The sequence below is a fragment of the Nonomuraea sp. NPDC048901 genome (assembly GCF_040649695.1).
GTDB lineage: Bacteria > Actinomycetota > Actinomycetes > Streptosporangiales > Streptosporangiaceae > Nonomuraea.
Genome location: NZ_JBEZFW010000004.1, coordinates 617,031 through 632,175, shown reverse-complemented (window position 1 = coordinate 632,175; position 15,145 = coordinate 617,031). Strand labels below are relative to the sequence as shown.

The 15,145-nt window shown below is 68.8% G+C and carries 16 protein-coding genes; 10 read left to right on the top strand and 6 right to left on the bottom strand.

Translation table 11 applies throughout. From position 1 onward, the window contains the following. Positions 1-56: 56 nt before the first annotated feature. From AB0C30_RS16785 to AB0C30_RS16745, 9 genes are all read left to right on the top strand, one after another. On the top strand, positions 57-986 hold the full coding sequence (locus tag AB0C30_RS16785) for a LysR substrate-binding domain-containing protein (protein ID WP_357944152.1): 930 nt from the start codon (positions 57-59) through the stop codon (positions 984-986). A gap of 34 nt (positions 987-1,020) precedes the next feature. After that, positions 1,021-2,157: a fused response regulator/phosphatase gene (locus AB0C30_RS16780; protein WP_357944150.1), complete on the top strand. Its 1,137-nt coding sequence runs from the start codon at positions 1,021-1,023 to the stop codon at positions 2,155-2,157. Continuing rightward, complete coding sequence (locus tag AB0C30_RS16775; RefSeq protein ID WP_357944148.1) at positions 2,154-3,308, top strand: ATP-binding protein; 1,155 nt, start codon at positions 2,154-2,156, stop codon at positions 3,306-3,308. The genes AB0C30_RS16780 and AB0C30_RS16775 overlap by 4 nt, the downstream gene beginning before the upstream one ends. Next, the gene (locus tag AB0C30_RS16770) at positions 3,298-3,750 is read left to right on the top strand and encodes a response regulator (protein WP_357944146.1); all 453 of its coding nucleotides are present in this window, start codon (positions 3,298-3,300) and stop codon (positions 3,748-3,750) included. The genes AB0C30_RS16775 and AB0C30_RS16770 overlap by 11 nt, the downstream gene beginning before the upstream one ends. Positions 3,751-3,945: 195 nt before the next feature. Next, complete coding sequence (locus AB0C30_RS16765; protein ID WP_357944144.1) at positions 3,946-4,731, top strand: hypothetical protein; 786 nt, start codon at positions 3,946-3,948, stop codon at positions 4,729-4,731. Further along, positions 4,685-6,631: a fumarate reductase/succinate dehydrogenase flavoprotein subunit gene (locus tag AB0C30_RS16760; protein WP_357944142.1), complete on the top strand. Its 1,947-nt coding sequence runs from the start codon at positions 4,685-4,687 to the stop codon at positions 6,629-6,631. The genes AB0C30_RS16765 and AB0C30_RS16760 overlap by 47 nt, the downstream gene beginning before the upstream one ends. Next, a complete protein-coding gene (locus AB0C30_RS16755) occupies positions 6,628-7,380 on the top strand; it encodes a succinate dehydrogenase/fumarate reductase iron-sulfur subunit (RefSeq protein WP_225300743.1) in 753 nt (250 codons plus the stop codon). Before AB0C30_RS16760 ends, AB0C30_RS16755 begins: the two co-directional genes overlap by 4 nt. 120 nt (positions 7,381-7,500) lie before the next feature. Further along, positions 7,501-8,199 (top strand): helix-turn-helix domain-containing protein, encoded by a 699-nt coding sequence (locus tag AB0C30_RS16750; protein ID WP_357944140.1) that lies wholly within the window; start codon positions 7,501-7,503, stop codon positions 8,197-8,199. An 11-nt stretch (positions 8,200-8,210) separates the two neighbouring features. Further along, a complete protein-coding gene (locus AB0C30_RS16745) occupies positions 8,211-9,029 on the top strand; it encodes an oxidoreductase (protein ID WP_357944138.1) in 819 nt (272 codons plus the stop codon). Between the two features lie 7 nt (positions 9,030-9,036). Here the strand turns inward: AB0C30_RS16745 and AB0C30_RS16740 are convergent, their stop codons facing one another. Then, positions 9,037-9,408 (bottom strand): hypothetical protein, encoded by a 372-nt coding sequence (locus tag AB0C30_RS16740; RefSeq protein WP_357944137.1) that lies wholly within the window; start codon positions 9,406-9,408, stop codon positions 9,037-9,039. Positions 9,409-9,646: 238 nt separating this feature from the next. Beyond that, complete coding sequence (locus AB0C30_RS16735; protein WP_357944135.1) at positions 9,647-10,621, bottom strand: hypothetical protein; 975 nt, start codon at positions 10,619-10,621, stop codon at positions 9,647-9,649. Here AB0C30_RS16735 and AB0C30_RS16730 point away from each other — a divergent pair. After that, entirely contained in the window at positions 10,611-10,943 is a 333-nt protein-coding gene (locus AB0C30_RS16730) for a hypothetical protein (protein ID WP_357944133.1), read from the top strand. The genes AB0C30_RS16735 and AB0C30_RS16730 overlap by 11 nt on opposite strands. A 184-nt stretch (positions 10,944-11,127) precedes the next feature. On the opposite strand, the gene AB0C30_RS16725 is transcribed toward AB0C30_RS16730, so the two are convergent. The 4 genes from AB0C30_RS16725 to AB0C30_RS16710 form a co-directional block, all read right to left on the bottom strand. Then, the gene (locus tag AB0C30_RS16725) at positions 11,128-12,918 is read right to left on the bottom strand and encodes a hypothetical protein (protein ID WP_357944131.1); all 1,791 of its coding nucleotides are present in this window, start codon (positions 12,916-12,918) and stop codon (positions 11,128-11,130) included. Positions 12,919-12,982: 64 nt separating this feature from the next. Continuing rightward, positions 12,983-13,375, bottom strand: a complete 393-nt coding sequence (locus tag AB0C30_RS16720) for a (deoxy)nucleoside triphosphate pyrophosphohydrolase (RefSeq protein ID WP_357944129.1) — start codon at positions 13,373-13,375, stop codon at positions 12,983-12,985. Positions 13,376-13,417: 42 nt separating this feature from the next. Further along, positions 13,418-14,518, bottom strand: coding sequence for a bifunctional lytic transglycosylase/C40 family peptidase (locus AB0C30_RS16715; protein ID WP_357944127.1), 1,101 nt, complete (start codon positions 14,516-14,518; stop codon positions 13,418-13,420). Further along, complete coding sequence (locus tag AB0C30_RS16710) at positions 14,515-15,144, bottom strand: hypothetical protein (RefSeq protein WP_357944126.1); 630 nt, start codon at positions 15,142-15,144, stop codon at positions 14,515-14,517. Before AB0C30_RS16710 ends, AB0C30_RS16715 begins: the two co-directional genes overlap by 4 nt. Between the last annotated feature and the right edge of the window lies 1 nt (position 15,145).

Here is a 15,145-nt window from a genome sequence, read left to right as displayed (position 1 = left end):
CTTGGTTTGTACGGCCGGCGTAAGGAAATCCCACGAGCCGGTGCGAGGAAAATCACATGCAGCTGCAACAGCTCGCCTACTTCGTCGCCGTCGCGGAGACAAGGCACTTCACCCAGGCCGCCGAACGGATGCGGGTCGCCCAGCCGTCACTCAGCAAGCAGATCAAGGCATTGGAGAGCGACCTCGGCGCCCCGCTGTTCTCCAGGGCGCGCGGCAACGTCACGCTGACCCCGGCGGGAGAGGCGCTGCTGCCGCTCGCCCGCCGCATGCTGGCCGACGCCGGCACCGCCAGGCAGGAGGTGGCCGAGCTCGCCGGACTGCGCAGGGGCCGGGTCCGGCTCGGCGCCACGCCGTCACTGTGCGCCGGACTGCTGGCCGACGCCCTGGCCCGCTTCCACCTCGCCTATCCGGGCATCGAGCTGCTGGTCGAGGAGGACGGCTCACGCGACCTGGTCAGGGCGCTGGCCCGCGGGCAGCTCGACCTGTCCCTCATCATCACGCCGCTGCAGGGCGACGACCCGTCCCTGGTGACCGAGGAGATCCTGCGCGAGAACCTGGTCGTGGTGACGCCCTCGCACAAGCCCGAACGCAAGCCGTACCTGCGTATGGAGGATCTGCGCGGCAGGGGGATGGTGATGTTCAGGCGCGGCTACGACCTGCGCGAGGCGACGCTGGCGGCCTGCCGCCAGGCCGGGTTCGAGCCCAGGTTCGCGGTGGAGGGCGGCGAGATGGACGCCGTCCTGCGGTTCGTGGAGGCGGGGCTGGGGCTGGCCGTGGTGCCGTCCATGGTGCTCGACGGACGGCCGGGGCTGACCGGCACTCCTCTGGCGCCACCGGGGCTGAGCCGCACCATCGCACTGGCCCACCGCAAGGATGTGGAGCCGACGAGGGCGGCGCAGGCCTTCCGTACGACCCTGCTCTCCTTCGTCGTCGAAGCGGGTCATGAGCGCACGCTTCCGCAAGGGGTAGAGCTCATCGCAGAATAATCCCCAACAGCCCGACTTCTATGAAGAGGCGCGTGTGACGGCAACTCTCAACGAAACGCTGACGCTGCTCCTCATCGAGGACGACGCCGGTGACGCGTTCCTCGTCGAGGAGCTCCTGAAGCAGGCCGAGGCACCGCCGCACATCACCTGGGTACGCAGCCTGGCCGAGGGCAAGGCCAAGCTCGACGCCCGGATCCAGTGCGTACTCGTCGACCTCACGCTCCCCGACGCCACCGGTCTGGAGGCGCTGGAGCAGGTGCTGGGGGCGGCGCCGCACGCGGCCGTACTAGTGCTCACCGGGCTGCGCGACGCTCACGTGGGGGTCGCCGCGGTCCAGGCCGGAGCGCAGGACTACCTCGTCAAGCAGGACGTCGACGCGCGGCTGCTGGCCAGGGCCATCCGCTACGCGATGGAGCGCAAGCGGGCCGATCTGGCGCAGCTCAGGCTGGTCGCGGCCGAGCTGACGGCCAAGGAGAACGCCCGGCTGGAGAGCGGCCTGCTGCCCGTCGCCCTGCTGCGCACCGACGCGCTGGAGCACACCACCCGCTACCTGCCGGGCACCCAGGGGTCGCTGCTGGCCGGCGACTTCTTCGACACGGTGCAGACGCCCGACGGCGCGGTGCACGTCGTGGTCGGCGACGTCTGCGGGCACGGGCCCGACGAGGCCGCGCTCGGTGTGGCGCTGCGGATCGCCTGGCGCACCCTGGTGCTCGCCGGGCAGACGGGCGAGCGGCTGCTGCGTACACTCGACGCCGTCCTTTGTGCCGAGCGCCAGGCCCCGGAGATCTTCACCACCCTGTGCATGGCGACCATCACGCCCGACCTGCGCAACGCCAGGATGCGGGTGGTCGGACACCCGCCGCCCGTCCTCGTCCGTGACGGAGTCGTCGGCGTGGTCCCCGGCGCGCCCTCCGGACCGCCGCTCGGTATCTTCTCCGACGCCGAATGGACCGTCCTCGACGTGCCACTGGGCGAGGAATGGTCCATGATGCTCTACACCGACGGCCTGATCGAGGCCGCGGTGGGCGAGCAAAAGGAGCTGCTCGGCGTGGACGGCCTGGTCGACCTGGTCCGCGAGCACGGCTCGATCGATCTCGACCGGCTCATCAGGCACGTGGGCACGCTCAGCGACGACCTCGCCGTGGTGCGCGTCAGCAGGAGGTCTCAGTGAGCATCCATCCGCTGCCCCCGCCGAAGCCGGCGACGGGCGTCGGCAGACTGCCGGTAGGCCGCTGGTTCCTCGCCGTCGGCGTGGTGAGCGCCGTGGTGTTCGTGCTGGGGGCCACGCTGATCATGAAGCTGGTCGCCGACATACAGGAGCGGGGTCCGCGGCCCGACGTCGCGGTCCAGCTCGACCGGCTGAACGTGGCGCTGATCGTGCTGCTGGCCGTGATGGCCGTGGTGGGGATCGGGCTGGTGTTCATCGTCCGCTACGCCGTACTGAAGCCCATCGCCCAGCTGACCGACCAGGTGCGCAAGGTCGCGGCGGGCGACTTCGACCACCGGCTGAGCGTGGCGCGGCCGGCGGAGCTGGCCGAGCTGTCGAGCCACATCGACTCCATGCGCGCGCGCATCGTGTCGGCCTGGCGGCGGGCCGAGGAGCAGTCCGACGAGTTGCGCAGGTCCAACGGGGAGCTGGAGCAGTTCGCCTACGTCGCCAGTCACGACCTGCAGGAGCCGCTGCGCAAGGTGGCCAGCTTCACGCAGATGCTGGAGCAGAGGTACGGCGACCGGCTCGACGACCGGGCCAAGGAGTACATCCGCTACGCGGTCGACGGCGCCAAGCGTATGCAACTGCTCATCAACGACCTGCTCGACTTCTCCAGGGTGGGCCGGGTCACCGGCGAGCGGGTGGTCACCGACACGGACGCGGCGCTCACCACGGCCCTGGACAACCTGTCGGCCGCGATCGAGGACACCGGGACGGTCGTCACCCGCGACGCCCTGCCCAAGGTCGTCGGCAACCGTGGCCAGCTCACCCAGCTCTTCCAGAACCTGATCGAGAACGCCGTCAAGTTCCGCTCCGACCTGCCGCCGCGGGTGCACATCGGCGTCAAGCGGGCCGGGCGGATGTGGGAGTTCAGCTGCTCGGACAACGGGATCGGGGTGGAGGTCAAGTACGCCGACCGCATCTTCCTGATCTTCCAGCGCCTGCATCCACGGGACGTCTATCCAGGGACCGGCATCGGGCTCGCGCTCTGCCGCAAGATCGTCGAGTATCACGGCGGCCAGCTCTGGCTGGATGGCGAAGACAAGGCTGCGGGCAAGGGCGCGACGTTCCGCTGGACCCTGCCCGCGGCTGGAGATGAAAATGACGACTGACTGGCGGCCGATCGAGGTGCTCCTGGTCGAGGACGACCAGGGTGACGTGCTCCTCACCAAAGAGGCGTTCGACTTCAACAAGGTCCGCAACCGCCTGCACGTGGTCAACGACGGCGAGCAGGCGATGGCGTTCCTCCGCCGGGAGGAGGGCTACCAGAACGCGCCGACGCCCGACCTCATCCTGCTCGACCTGAACCTGCCCCGGATGGGCGGCTTGGAAGTGCTCACCGAGGTGAAGGCCGACGCCGAGCTGCGCACGATCCCCGTGGTGATCCTGACGACCTCGGAGGCGGAAGAGGACATCCTGCACAGCTATCGGCTGCACGCGAATGCGTACGTCTCCAAGCCGGTAGATTTTGAGCAATTTATCCGAGTTGTCCGCCAAATAGATGATTTTTTCGTGACTGTGGTTAAGCTGCCGAGCAAAGGGCAGCCCACGTGACAGGGGTACGTGACAGGAATCACAGCGAGTCATCGAAAAAGTGAGTGACCCTCCTCACAAATCCCGAGGCGGTCGTCGTAACGTATCCCCCACCAAAGCGCTCTGCGAGCGGAGGCCACGCCCCGCCGTGCACGCGCCAAGCGAACGACCCGGATTCCCTGCGAGCAGGGTCCGCGGGAGGTGGAGAGGTCCGCGATGACCCAAACGACGCCCGATGCTCCTGTCAGAAGGCAGCGTGCGCAGATAAAGGTGCGTACGCTGCGCACCGACAGATGGTGGCTGGCCCCGCTGCTGACGTTCCTGGCACTCAGTGCCTTCCTCGTCTACGGCGTATGGGCGATCATTGACAGCAGCTACTACATCGATCCGTACATCGCCCCGTTCTCGTCGCCGTGTCTGACGACCTCGTGTGCCGAGGGCGCGCGGCTGTTCGGCTGGGCGCCGATCGGTGACTGGTACACGCTGCCGCCCGGTCTGCTGATCCTCGGCCTGCCCGGCGGGTTCCGGCTGACCTGCTACTACTACCGCAAGTCCTACTACCGGTCCTTCTGGCTGTCGCCGCCCGCGTGCGCCGTTCAGGAGCCGCACGGCAAGTACAGCGGTGAGACGCGCTTCCCGCTGATCATGCAGAACATCCACCGGTACTTCTTCTACGCGGCCATCGTCATCGGCGCGATCCTGAGCTACGACGCGATCCTGGCGGTCGTCCACAAGCCGCTGGGCCTGGGCTCGTGGATCCTGATCGCCAACGCCGTCCTGATCGTCGCCTACACGCTGTCGTGCCACTCGTGCCGGCACATCACCGCGGGCCGGCTCAACCACTTCTCCCGGCACCCGCTTCGCTACCGGGCCTGGACGTTCGTCTCCAAGCTCAACGCCAAGCACCAGCCACTCGCGTGGGCCTCGATGTTCTCCGTCATGGGCGCCGACCTCTATGTCCGCCTGGTCGCCAAGGGCATCATCGCCTTCCCGTTCGCTTAAGGATCTTTCTGTGGAAATCGAGCGTCACGAATACGACGTCGTCGTCATCGGCGCGGGCGGCGCCGGGCTGCGGGCCGCCATCGAGGCCCGCCAGCAGGGCAAGCGGACGGCGATCGTCTGCAAGTCGCTGTTCGGCAAGGCCCACACGGTCATGGCCGAGGGCGGCGCGGCCGCCGCGATGGGCAACGTCAACTCAGACGACAACTGGATGGTGCACTTCCGTGACACCATGCGGGGCGGCAAGTTCCTGAACAACTGGCGGATGGCCGAACTCCACGCCAAGGAGGCCCCCGACCGGGTCTGGGAGCTGGAGGCCTGGGGCGCGCTGTTCGACCGCACCAAGGACGGCAAGATCAGCCAGCGTAACTTCGGCGGACACGAGTACCCCCGGCTGGCCCACGTCGGCGACCGCACCGGACTGGAGCTGATCCGCACGCTGCAGCAGCGCGTCGTCGCGCTGCAGCAGGAGGACTTCGAGACGCACGGCGATCACGAGGCCTACATCAAGGTCTTCGCCGAATGTACGGTCACCCGCCTGCTCAAGGACGGCGACCGCATCTCGGGTGGCTTCGGCTACTGGCGCGAGTCCGGAAATTTCGTGGTCTTTGATGCGCCCGCCGTCGTGCTCGCGACCGGCGGCATCGGCAAGTCCTACGTGGTCACCTCCAACTCCTGGGAGTACACCGGTGACGGCCACGCCCTGGCCCTGCTGGCCGGCGCGAAGCTGATCAACATGGAGTTCATCCAGTTCCACCCCACGGGGATGGTCTGGCCGCCGTCCGTACGCGGCATCCTCGTCACCGAGTCGGTCCGCGGCGACGGCGGGGTGCTGCGCAACTCCAACGGCGAGCGCTTCATGTTCAACTACATCCCCGAGGTGTTCAAGGACAAGTACGCCACCAGCGAGGAGGAGGGCGACCGCTGGTACACCGACCAGGCCAACAACCGCCGTCCCCCGGAGCTGCTGCCGCGTGACGAGGTGGCTCGGGCGATCAACTCCGAGGTGAAGGCGGGCCGCGGCTCTCCCCAGGGCGGCGTCTTCCTCGACGTGTCCAGCCGGCTCCCGGCCGAGGAGATCAAGCGGCGGCTGCCGTCGATGCACCACCAGTTCAAGGAGCTGGCCGACGTCGACATCACCGCCGAGCCCATGCAGGTGGGCCCGACCTGCCACTACATCATGGGCGGCGTCGAGGTCGACGCCGACACCGGCGCGGCGGCCGTGCCGGGACTCTTCGCCGCGGGCGAGGTCTCGGGCGGCATGCACGGCTCCAACCGGCTGGGCGGCAACTCGCTGTCCGACCTGCTGGTCTTCGGCCGCCGAGCGGGCGCCGGAGCCGCCGCGTACATCGACGGCCTGCCCGCCAGGCCCCAGGTGTCCCAGGAACTCGTCGAGGAGGCGCACGCCGAGGCCCTGGCCCCGCTGGGCCGCTCCGGCGAGAACCCCTACGAGGTGCACCACGAGCTCCAGCGGACGATGAACGAACTCGTCGGCATCATCCGCAAGGCCGAAGAGGTCTCCGAGGCCCTGGAGGCCGTGGAGAAGCTCAAGGAGCGGGTCCAGCTGGTCGGCGCGGCCGGCTCGCGGATCTACAACCCCGGCTGGCACCTCGCGATCGACCTGCGCAACATGGTCCTCGTCTCGGAGTGCGTGGCGCGGGCCGCGCTGCTGCGCGAGGAGAGCCGCGGCGGGCACACCCGCGACGACTTCCCCGGCATGAACCCGGCGTGGCGCCGCAAGCTGCTCGTCTGCTCGACGGAGGACGGCTCGTCCATCTCGGTCGAGGAGAAGGTGCAGCCTACGATGGCCGACCACCTGATCAAGCTGTTCGACCGGGACGAGCTGGCGAAATACCTCACCGACGAAGAGATGACCGAGTTCGACGGGATCGCAAAGTCATGAGCTACAAGGCAAAGTTCAAGGTATGGCGCGGTGAGGGCGGTGAGGGCAAGCTCGAGGACTTCACCGTCGAGGTGAACGAGGGCGAGGTCGTCCTCGACATCATCCACCGCCTGCAGGCCACGCAGGCGCCGGACCTGGCGGTCCGCTGGAACTGCAAGGCCGGCAAGTGCGGCTCGTGCTCGATGGAGATCAACGGCAAGCCCCGGCTGGGCTGCATGACGCGGATGTCCACCTTCACCGAGGACGAGACGATCACCGTCACGCCGATGCGTACGTTCCCCGTCATCAAGGACCTCGTCACCGACGTCTCGTTCAACTACGAAAAAGCACGCGAAATCCCGTCCTTCACCCCGCCGGAGGGTGTGCGGCCGGGCGAATACCGGATGAAGCAGGTCGACGTCGAGCGGTCCCAGGAGTTCCGCAAGTGCATCGAATGCTTCATGTGCAACAACATCTGCCACGTGATCCGCGACCACGAGGAGAACAAGCCCGCCTTCGCCGGGCCGCGCTTCCTCATGCGCATCGCGGAGCTCGACATGCACCCGTACGACGTGGCGGACCGGCAGGAATCAGCCCAGGAGGAGCACGGGCTGGGCTACTGCAACATCACCAAGTGCTGCACCGAGGTCTGCCCCGAGCACATCAAGATCACTGACAACGCGCTCATCCCGATGAAGGAGCGCGTGGCCGATCGCAAGTACGACCCGATCGTGTGGCTGGGCAACAAGATCTTCAAGCGCGCCAAGTAGCGTCGTACTCGTACTGAAGCAGGCCGGTGAGGGCTCCCCTCACCGGCCTTCTTCATGAGGCCGGGTGACTTTTTGACTTCTTTTGCTAAGCTGGTCAATAAGTCAGATGGAGGTCGCACGATGGCGCTGGGAAGACCGAGCGAGGCGGCCGACCGCGCCGACCGGATCCTCGACGCGGCGGCCGAGCTGACCGTGCGCCTCGGCGTTCGCAAGGTGACGATCGACGACATCGCCCAGCGGGCCGGCATCGGCAAGGGCACCGTCTACCTGCACTGGCGTACCAAACAGCAGCTCTTCGAGGCCCTGTTCGTGCGCGAGGCCATCATCTACGTGGAGACGCTGCTGGCGGAGTTGCGCCGCGATCCGGCCGTGGTGCTGCCCCACCGCATGCTCAGCACGCTGTTCCTGGTGAGCTGCCGCCGGCCGATGCTGCGGGCGCTCCTCGCCGGCGACCTGCCGCTCCTCCAGGGCAGGATGGCCGACAGCGCGACGCGCAGCCACGAACTGCTCGCCACCGCGCGCTTCCACGAGGTGATGATCCGTCACGGCCTGCTCCGCGACGACGTCGAGCACCTGATCTACGGCCTGACCGCGACGCAGGCGAGCTTCTACCTCCTGGGCACCGTGATCACGGTGCCCGACGAGCCGGACCCCGAGGCCAAGGCCAGGGTGCTCGCGCACATCGTCCGGCACGCGTACGAGCCGGCCGAGCAGCCGGACGCACAGGTGATCGCGGCCGCCGCCGCGGAGATCATCGCCGCCTCGGAAGCCCTGATACCGCCCTACCGGGAGTGGCTCTACGCCGCACACCCCAGATGAAAGGTCGTTCCATGGCAGCCAAGATCTGCCTCGTCACAGGCGCTTCGGCCGGCATCGGCCGCGCCACCGCACTCGACCTGCTGCGTGCCGGCCACACGGTGTACGGCGTGGCCCGGCGCGTCGACCGGATGGAGGACATCCGCAAGGCCGGCGGCCACACCCTCGCGATGGACGTCACCAAGGAGGAGGACCTGCGACGCGTCGTCGACACCATCCTCGCCGAGCAGTCACGCATCGACGTGCTGGTGAACAACGCCGGCGTCGGCGTGTACGGGGCCGCCGAGGACGTGCCACTCGACACCGCGCGCCACCAGTTCGAGGTCAACATGTTCGGGCCTGCCCGGCTGATCCAGCTGGTCCTGCCGGGGATGCGCGAGCGCCGCTCCGGCACGATCGTCAACGTCTCCTCGATCGCGGGGGTGATCTCGCTCCCGCTCGGCGCCTGGTACCACGCCTCGAAGCACGCCCTGGAAGGCTATTCCGACACCCTGCGCCAGGAGGTCGGCCGCTTCGGCATCAAGGTGGTGGTCGTCCAGCCCGGCCTCATCAAGACGGAGTTCGAGTCGAGCACGCCCCACGACCTGCGAGAGGTCTCCGGCAAAGGCGCCTACGCCTCCGTCGCGAACGCGATGGCCGACCGCGCGGAAGCCGCTTTCGCCGGGAAGAACAAGGCCTCGGACCCCTCGGTGGTCGCCCAGGCCATTCGCACGGCCATCGACGCCAAGGCCCCCAGGCCGCGGTACGCCGTCGGCTACCTGGCCAAGCTGCTGCTGAGAATCCACCGGCTGCTCTCGGACCGCGCCTTCGACAAACTCGTCACCCGTACGTGACGCCGCTTCACCAGCAGCGCATGTCCCTCAATCCGCCGTCATACATGCCGTCCAGGTGGACGATCACCTGGTTCGTGGCAGAAGTCTCGTCCGGTTGAACGCCAGGCTCGTCAAACGGCGTCCAGGCCATGATCTCGAAGTCATCGAGGTCTCCGTCGGGATCCTCGATCTTCGCCTGGCGGTAGTGGTTCAGCACCTCCTGGACGGGCCGGTCGGTGGAGACCTCGAAGCGAATGGTGTACCAGCAGTCGCCGGAGTCGCCGGTCACCTCCACTTGCGGGTCGATGTACCCGAAGTCCGCTCCGGGCGGCGGCGGATACTCCTGGATGCGGTCCACCATGCGCGCCAGCCGATAGTCGTTGAGCCAAACGGGCGTCATAACGATCGCCCCGAGTAACACGAACGGCACCAACGACAAGCCCAGGCAACCGATCCGCCGAGCTACGCGTGAATGTCTGGACTTTTCCGATAATGCGGGTTCAGCCGCGGCTGGGGGAGTCGACATGGATGACATACTCGCGTACCGCGCGAAAAACGGGTCATCGAGAGGGCAGGGCCGCGAGTTGCGTGCCGAATCCGACGGCCGGACGCCACAGTCGCGAGATCGTACGACCGCGTTACGGGCGACGTCCCCAGCGGCGCTTGGGCTTCTGCGGAGGCAGCGGCTGGATGGCGGTCACATCGGCGGGCGCCCCATCTGCGGGCGCCCCTTCGGCGGCCAGCCCATCGAGTGTGGGCCCTTCGAGGGTTGGCCCTCCGGGGCCAGGCCCTTCGATGCCAGGCCCTTCGATGCCAGGCCCTTCGATGCCAGGCCCTTCGGTGCCGGGTCGGGGCCGGCCGATGCTCTGCCACGGCTCGGCGTCGCCGGTCTCGGCGGCCGAGGCGGCGCCCAGCGGGCGCTCAGGCGAGTCTTCGTACGGACCGGCACCACCGGGCGGGATGTCCGCGGGCGGCTGCTCAGCCGGGACCAGAGCCTCGAACGGGGCCCGGTACGACTCCCCCTGGGGCTCGGGACGGCTGAAGGCATCGAAGTCGGACTTGGCCGGCTCCTGGCTGAACGTGTCGAACTCGTCCGGATGCAGCACCACCGGCTCGCCCGCTGCGGGCGGCTGCGCGGGGCCGTAGCCGGGCTGGCCGTACATGTTCGGGTCCTGATAGACCGCGCCGTACTGGACTTGTCCCCCTGGATAGGTCTGTACGGGGACGAAGCTGATGATCGGCGCGTACGCCGTACCGCCCGGATAACCGGGCGCCGCGAAACCGGCAGTGGCATAGCCAGGGCCCGCCGGATAGCCGACCCCTCCCGGTCCACCGGGCGCTCCCGGGAAGCCGGGCTGACCCGGGCCGCCCGGCGGGCCCGCCTTGCGTACGGCCGCCGCGTGGGCCATCCGGCGCAGCCGCCCCTCGAAGATGAGCACCGCGAACAGCACCAGCAGCACCAGCACGAGCGCCGGGATGCTGAGCTGCTGCGTCAGCGTCCGCTGGTCGTACTCGGGGGCCGCGTTACGCAGTTCGAGCGGGACCGACTCCTCCGTCGAGCTCTCCGTCAAACTCGGCGACGGCGTCGTCGAAGGGGTCTCGATGGGCGCCACGCTGGGCAGGACGACGCCCGAGTCCGTGGGCTCGGGCGTGGACGAGGTGACGGTCGCAGTCGGCACTTCCACGCTCTGCGACGGCAACGGCTGCAGCGACGAGGGCGTGGACTTGGCCGTGCTGGGAGTCGAGCTCGGCGTCTTCGACTGCTTCGGGGTGCTCGTCTTCGTCGTCGTCTTCGTGGGCGCGGTGACGGTCTTGGTGATCGTCGTTTCCGGGTCCGGAGTGGGGGTGTCCATCGTCGTGGTGACCGTGACGGTGGTCTCCGGCGTGGTGTCGCACACCTCGCCCGCTTCACAGGGCTCGACGGCGGGGTCGTAGGCGACCGCGGAGGCGCTCGCGCTCTGGAGGACGAAGGGAACCGCACCGGCACCTGTCAGCCCTAAAGCCAGGATCAGTGCGGACACGGCCGTCGCTCGCGTACGTGCCACCTGTGCCCTCCGCGCAGTCCCGAAACCATGGTCAAGGGAATCCTAGCCGGGTAAAAGTAACAGTAAAGACGGAATTACAACACCTTTCGTCGCAATCGCGCCCGTTGTGCCCTGGCGACCAGCCACAGCGCGCCGAGCAGCACCGCGATCCCGCTCGCGACCCATGGCAGTCCGCGTGCGCCTGCCAGGGGATTCACCCGCTCGGCCGGTTGAAAGCGGTTACCCGGAATGGCGAATGGCAGGGGCGGCCCAACTTCTTCGGCCGATGTCATGGCTCCCCACCCGGCTCCCGCACCGGCACCGAAACCCGGAGTTCCAAGTCCCGGAGCGCCGCCTGCGGGGGTGCCGCCTTGTGGGGCGCTCAGTGCTGGAGCCCCGGCTCTTGGCATGCCACCGGTGCCGACTCCTGAAGTGCCGCCGACTCCCGGAGCGCCGAGCCCCGACGTCGGCGGAGAGAGGACCTGGGGAACCTGGGGCAGGGTCAGTGCGGGCTCGCGCCGCAGCTCAGGCGCCGGGACCTGGACGGCCGTCCCGTTCGGTACGGCGCTGGACGCGTGCGCATGACCGGCTGAGACCATCCGCAGATGGGACTTCGCGGTATGCCCGTTTCTAGGGCGTACGCTTCCGGCGACCGCCGTCTTGTCCGGGCGAGCGTCCTCGGCGCCGCGTTGGACGCGCACCGCTCGGCCGCTCAGCGTGACATCGCCACGCGGGATCTCGATGAGCGTCCCCACGCTGTCATCGGCGGCCTCCCCACGCACCGCCCCCTGTCCACGCGCCCCCTTCGGCAGGGTCGCGACAGGTGCGGCCGGTCTGCCGCTCGCCCTGGCAGGGGCGCTCACTGGAGCCTTGACAGAGGTCGTGGTCGAGCCGACGACGGTCGCGAAACCGCCGCTCGTGTCACGCGCCCGAGCCGCCGCCGTGAGCACGACCTCCTTCGGCCCGCTCGGCACGGTGAGCAGCACGTCCACCGACCGATCCCCCGCCACATCACCCAGCGCACACACCCGCGCCCCAGGGACCGCACCCGGAGCCACCCCGCCCGGCGCGACTCCGCTGCCTGGGTGCGTCCCGCCAGGCGCGGCCAGACTCGGCGCGCTCATACCCTGCGCCGTCACACCCGACGCGCTGGCCGCCGGAGCGGTCGGCACCAGCGCGGTCCTCAGCGTCGCGGCCAGCGTCGATGACGGCCCGGACGCCAGCACGCCTCGCGACGCCGCCACCCCGGCGACCGATCGCCCACCCATCGAAGCCTGTTCGTCAGCCGCCTCCCCAGCGGCGAGCGCGTTCAGAGCGGCGGTCCGAGCCGCCAGAGCACCGCCCGACGCATGCACGCGGCCTACCGACTGCCCATCCGGCGAAGCCTGCCCGCTCCCAAAATCCTGCCCGCCCGGCAAAGCCTGCCCGACGGTCGGCTGCCCACCCTGAACGGCCTGCCCACCCGGAACCGCCAGCCCACTCGGGACCTGCCCGCGCGGAACCGCCTGCCCGCCCGGAACCGTTCGCCCCTCAACCGCCTGATCCCCCGGCCCGCCCACGATTCCCGGACCCGCGTCCAACAACCCACCGGCGGGCAAGCTCGGGCACGTCATCGACGTCAGCGCGTTCGCCGGGCTGGTCGCCACCGCGAGCCGGGCGTCGCTGCCCATCCCCTCCAGGCTCACCCGAAACCGCAGCGCATCCCCCGTACGTACCCATCGCCCGATCTCGCCGGCATCGCCCAGCCGCTCGAAGACCAGCGCGATCCCAGCCCCGCCAGCGGCCCTGAAGACCTCGGCCGCCACGGGCTCGCACTGGATGCCCGCCAAAACCGACGCCCCCGCGAAGGCCAGTGCCCCCGCCACGATCCAGCCATGTCTGACCACGTCGCCTCCCCTCAGGCCGCGTGACATTACGCTCAGTAATCGTTATGTCACCCAGAGGAGATGGTTAACCCTGTCGGAGCAGATCTTCCACGGCTTCCATGACCGGCAGATCCGCCCCGAGCCAAGCCACGTCGTAATACTCGCCAGGCCCGAGCCACCGCAGCGCCAGATGCTCCTTGGCCTCCGGCACGCCCGAGGCCAGGGAGGCCAGCCAGGCCCGCATGACGTACCCCTCGGACAGCGGCCAGTCGCCGCCCACCCGCGCGCCGACCGACACGGTCACGCCGAGTTCCTCGCGGCACTCCCGGATCAGCGCCTCGCTCTCGCTCTCGCCGGGATCCACCTTGCCGCCCGGGAACTCCCACCCACCGGCGAGGGCGGGCGGCTCGGCCCGCTGCGCGGCGAGTACGTGCCCATCCGACGAGACGATCACCGCCGCCACCACGATCACCGTCATACCGCCACCACGACCATCATCACGCCGTCACCACGATCACTGTCATAGTGCGGCATTCTGCAGCTTCTTGAGCTGTTCGAGCACGTCGGGGTTCTGTAACGGACGGGTGAAACCCATAATATTGCCGCGCGCTTGATACGTCGTCACCTTGATCGGCCCGCACAGCGTGCAGCGGGCCTCCACCATCTTGCCCTTCGACACGATCATTCCGACGTGCCCGGGGTTGTCCGGCCCCGTGCCCGGCCCGGCGTTGAAGAACACCAGGTCGCCCGCCTGCTCGTCACCCTGCGGGATCTTCACGCCGAACGGCCACTGCCCGAACGTGGTCCGCGGGATCGACAACCCGGCCGCCCGGTAGGCGGCGTAGATGATACCCGAGCAGTCGAAGGCGTCCGGCCCGGTCCCGCCCCACAGGTACGGCTTGCCGCGCTGGGCCAGCGCGAACTCCAGGATCTTGGCCACCACGTCACTCGGCGCGGCCTCGACCAGCGGATCGTCGCAGGCCTCGTCGGCCTGCGGCGGCACCTCGACGTCACCGGACTTGGCGTAGCCCTTGGCGATCTGCTCGACCTGGTCGACGTACCACCAGGCGCGGTTGTAGATGAACAGCGCCTGGCGTACCTTCTCCGGAGCGCCGTTGCGCTTGAGCATCTTCGCGGCGCCCAGGATCGCGTCGGCGGGGTTGTAGATGTCGCCCACGCCGTCACCGTCGCCGTCGGAGGCGTACCCGTTGAACTTCGACGACATCGCGATCCGCGCCTTGCCGCCCCACGTGCCGATCAGGAACTGCATCGGCCCGGCCGCGCCCGCGTAGTTGGTGCCGCTCTTGACGCCCGCCATGTTCGAGCGGCCGTGGTCGGTCTCGCGCTTGCCGACGGCGGCCAGGATGTTCCACTGGACGCCGATCTTCGTACCGAACTTCTTGTAGAGCTCCAGATAGTCGGCCGGGATGTCGGAGGCGCCGGTGTCGGACACCTCCTGCACGGGCGTGTCGCCGTTGACGCAGTCGGTACGGGCGGTGCTTCCGCTGCCGAGAAAGGACGGGATCGAGGTCATGAGCATCGGCGACATGATGACGACGGCGAGAAGCAGCACCCCGGCGGCTCCGACCGCCAGGGCGACGCGAGCGCGGGAGGTGTTCACCCCTGGGTGTCTCCGTCCTGGCCCGCGTCGGCGGGTTGCAGGTCGAAGACCCGCCAGTCGGCGCCCATCTGACTCACTGTGACCGCGTAGTCGTCCACGACCTGCTTGTTGCCGCTCTTGGCGGTGATCTGCTGCGTGCCGGTCACCACGAAGATGACGGACGACTTCTCGACCTGCCTGATCTCCTTCATCTTGGCCGTCCCCGCCGCCACGAGCTCGTCGGCGCGGTCGCGCTCGACGGTGCCGGGCGAGGTGCGCGTCCTGGCGAGCACGTTGCCGAACTCGGCCGTGGTGAACACCTTGACCCGGTCCACATAGGCCGAGGGCTCCTCGTCGTAGCGGAACGTTCCGTACGCGGCGGTGAACCGCTCGGCCAGGTCGGACGCCGCGGCGAGCTGCTCCTTGGTCATCGGCAGGTAGGAGTAGATGTCGAACGGCTTGCCGCTGGCGGTCGCCAGCGGCTTGCTCGGCGCGGCCGGTGAGACGGTCGTGGTGTGGCCGGCGGGCGCCTTCCCTGCGTCCGGTTCGCCGGAGTCCGGCCACATCGTCAGGTAGATGCCGACGGCGGCGATGACCACCACGATGGCGGCGAAGGCGACGCCCCGCCTGTCACCCGGCTGCGCCATG

Excerpts from the sequence above, each read along its gene's own strand:
- AB0C30_RS16785 (WP_357944152.1), top strand. The coding sequence starts at position 57 with ATGCAGCTGCAACAGCTCGCCTACTTCGTCGCCGTCGCGGAGACAAGG.
- AB0C30_RS16730 (WP_357944133.1), top strand. The coding sequence starts at position 10,611 with ATGGGCGCCACGCTGGGCAGGACGACGCCCGAGTCCGTGGGCTCGGGC.
- AB0C30_RS16755 (WP_225300743.1), top strand. The coding sequence starts at position 6,628 with ATGAGCTACAAGGCAAAGTTCAAGGTATGGCGCGGTGAGGGCGGTGAG.
- AB0C30_RS16770 (WP_357944146.1), top strand. The coding sequence starts at position 3,298 with ATGACGACTGACTGGCGGCCGATCGAGGTGCTCCTGGTCGAGGACGAC.
- AB0C30_RS16710 (WP_357944126.1), bottom strand. The coding sequence starts at position 15,144 with ATGGCGCAGCCGGGTGACAGGCGGGGCGTCGCCTTCGCCGCCATCGTG.
- AB0C30_RS16760 (WP_357944142.1), top strand. The coding sequence starts at position 4,685 with ATGTCCGCCTGGTCGCCAAGGGCATCATCGCCTTCCCGTTCGCTTAAG.
- AB0C30_RS16745 (WP_357944138.1), top strand. The coding sequence starts at position 8,211 with ATGGCAGCCAAGATCTGCCTCGTCACAGGCGCTTCGGCCGGCATCGGC.
- AB0C30_RS16720 (WP_357944129.1), bottom strand. The coding sequence starts at position 13,375 with ATGACGGTGATCGTGGTGGCGGCGGTGATCGTCTCGTCGGATGGGCAC.
- AB0C30_RS16740 (WP_357944137.1), bottom strand. The coding sequence starts at position 9,408 with ATGACGCCCGTTTGGCTCAACGACTATCGGCTGGCGCGCATGGTGGAC.
- AB0C30_RS16765 (WP_357944144.1), top strand. The coding sequence starts at position 3,946 with ATGACCCAAACGACGCCCGATGCTCCTGTCAGAAGGCAGCGTGCGCAG.
- AB0C30_RS16750 (WP_357944140.1), top strand. The coding sequence starts at position 7,501 with ATGGCGCTGGGAAGACCGAGCGAGGCGGCCGACCGCGCCGACCGGATC.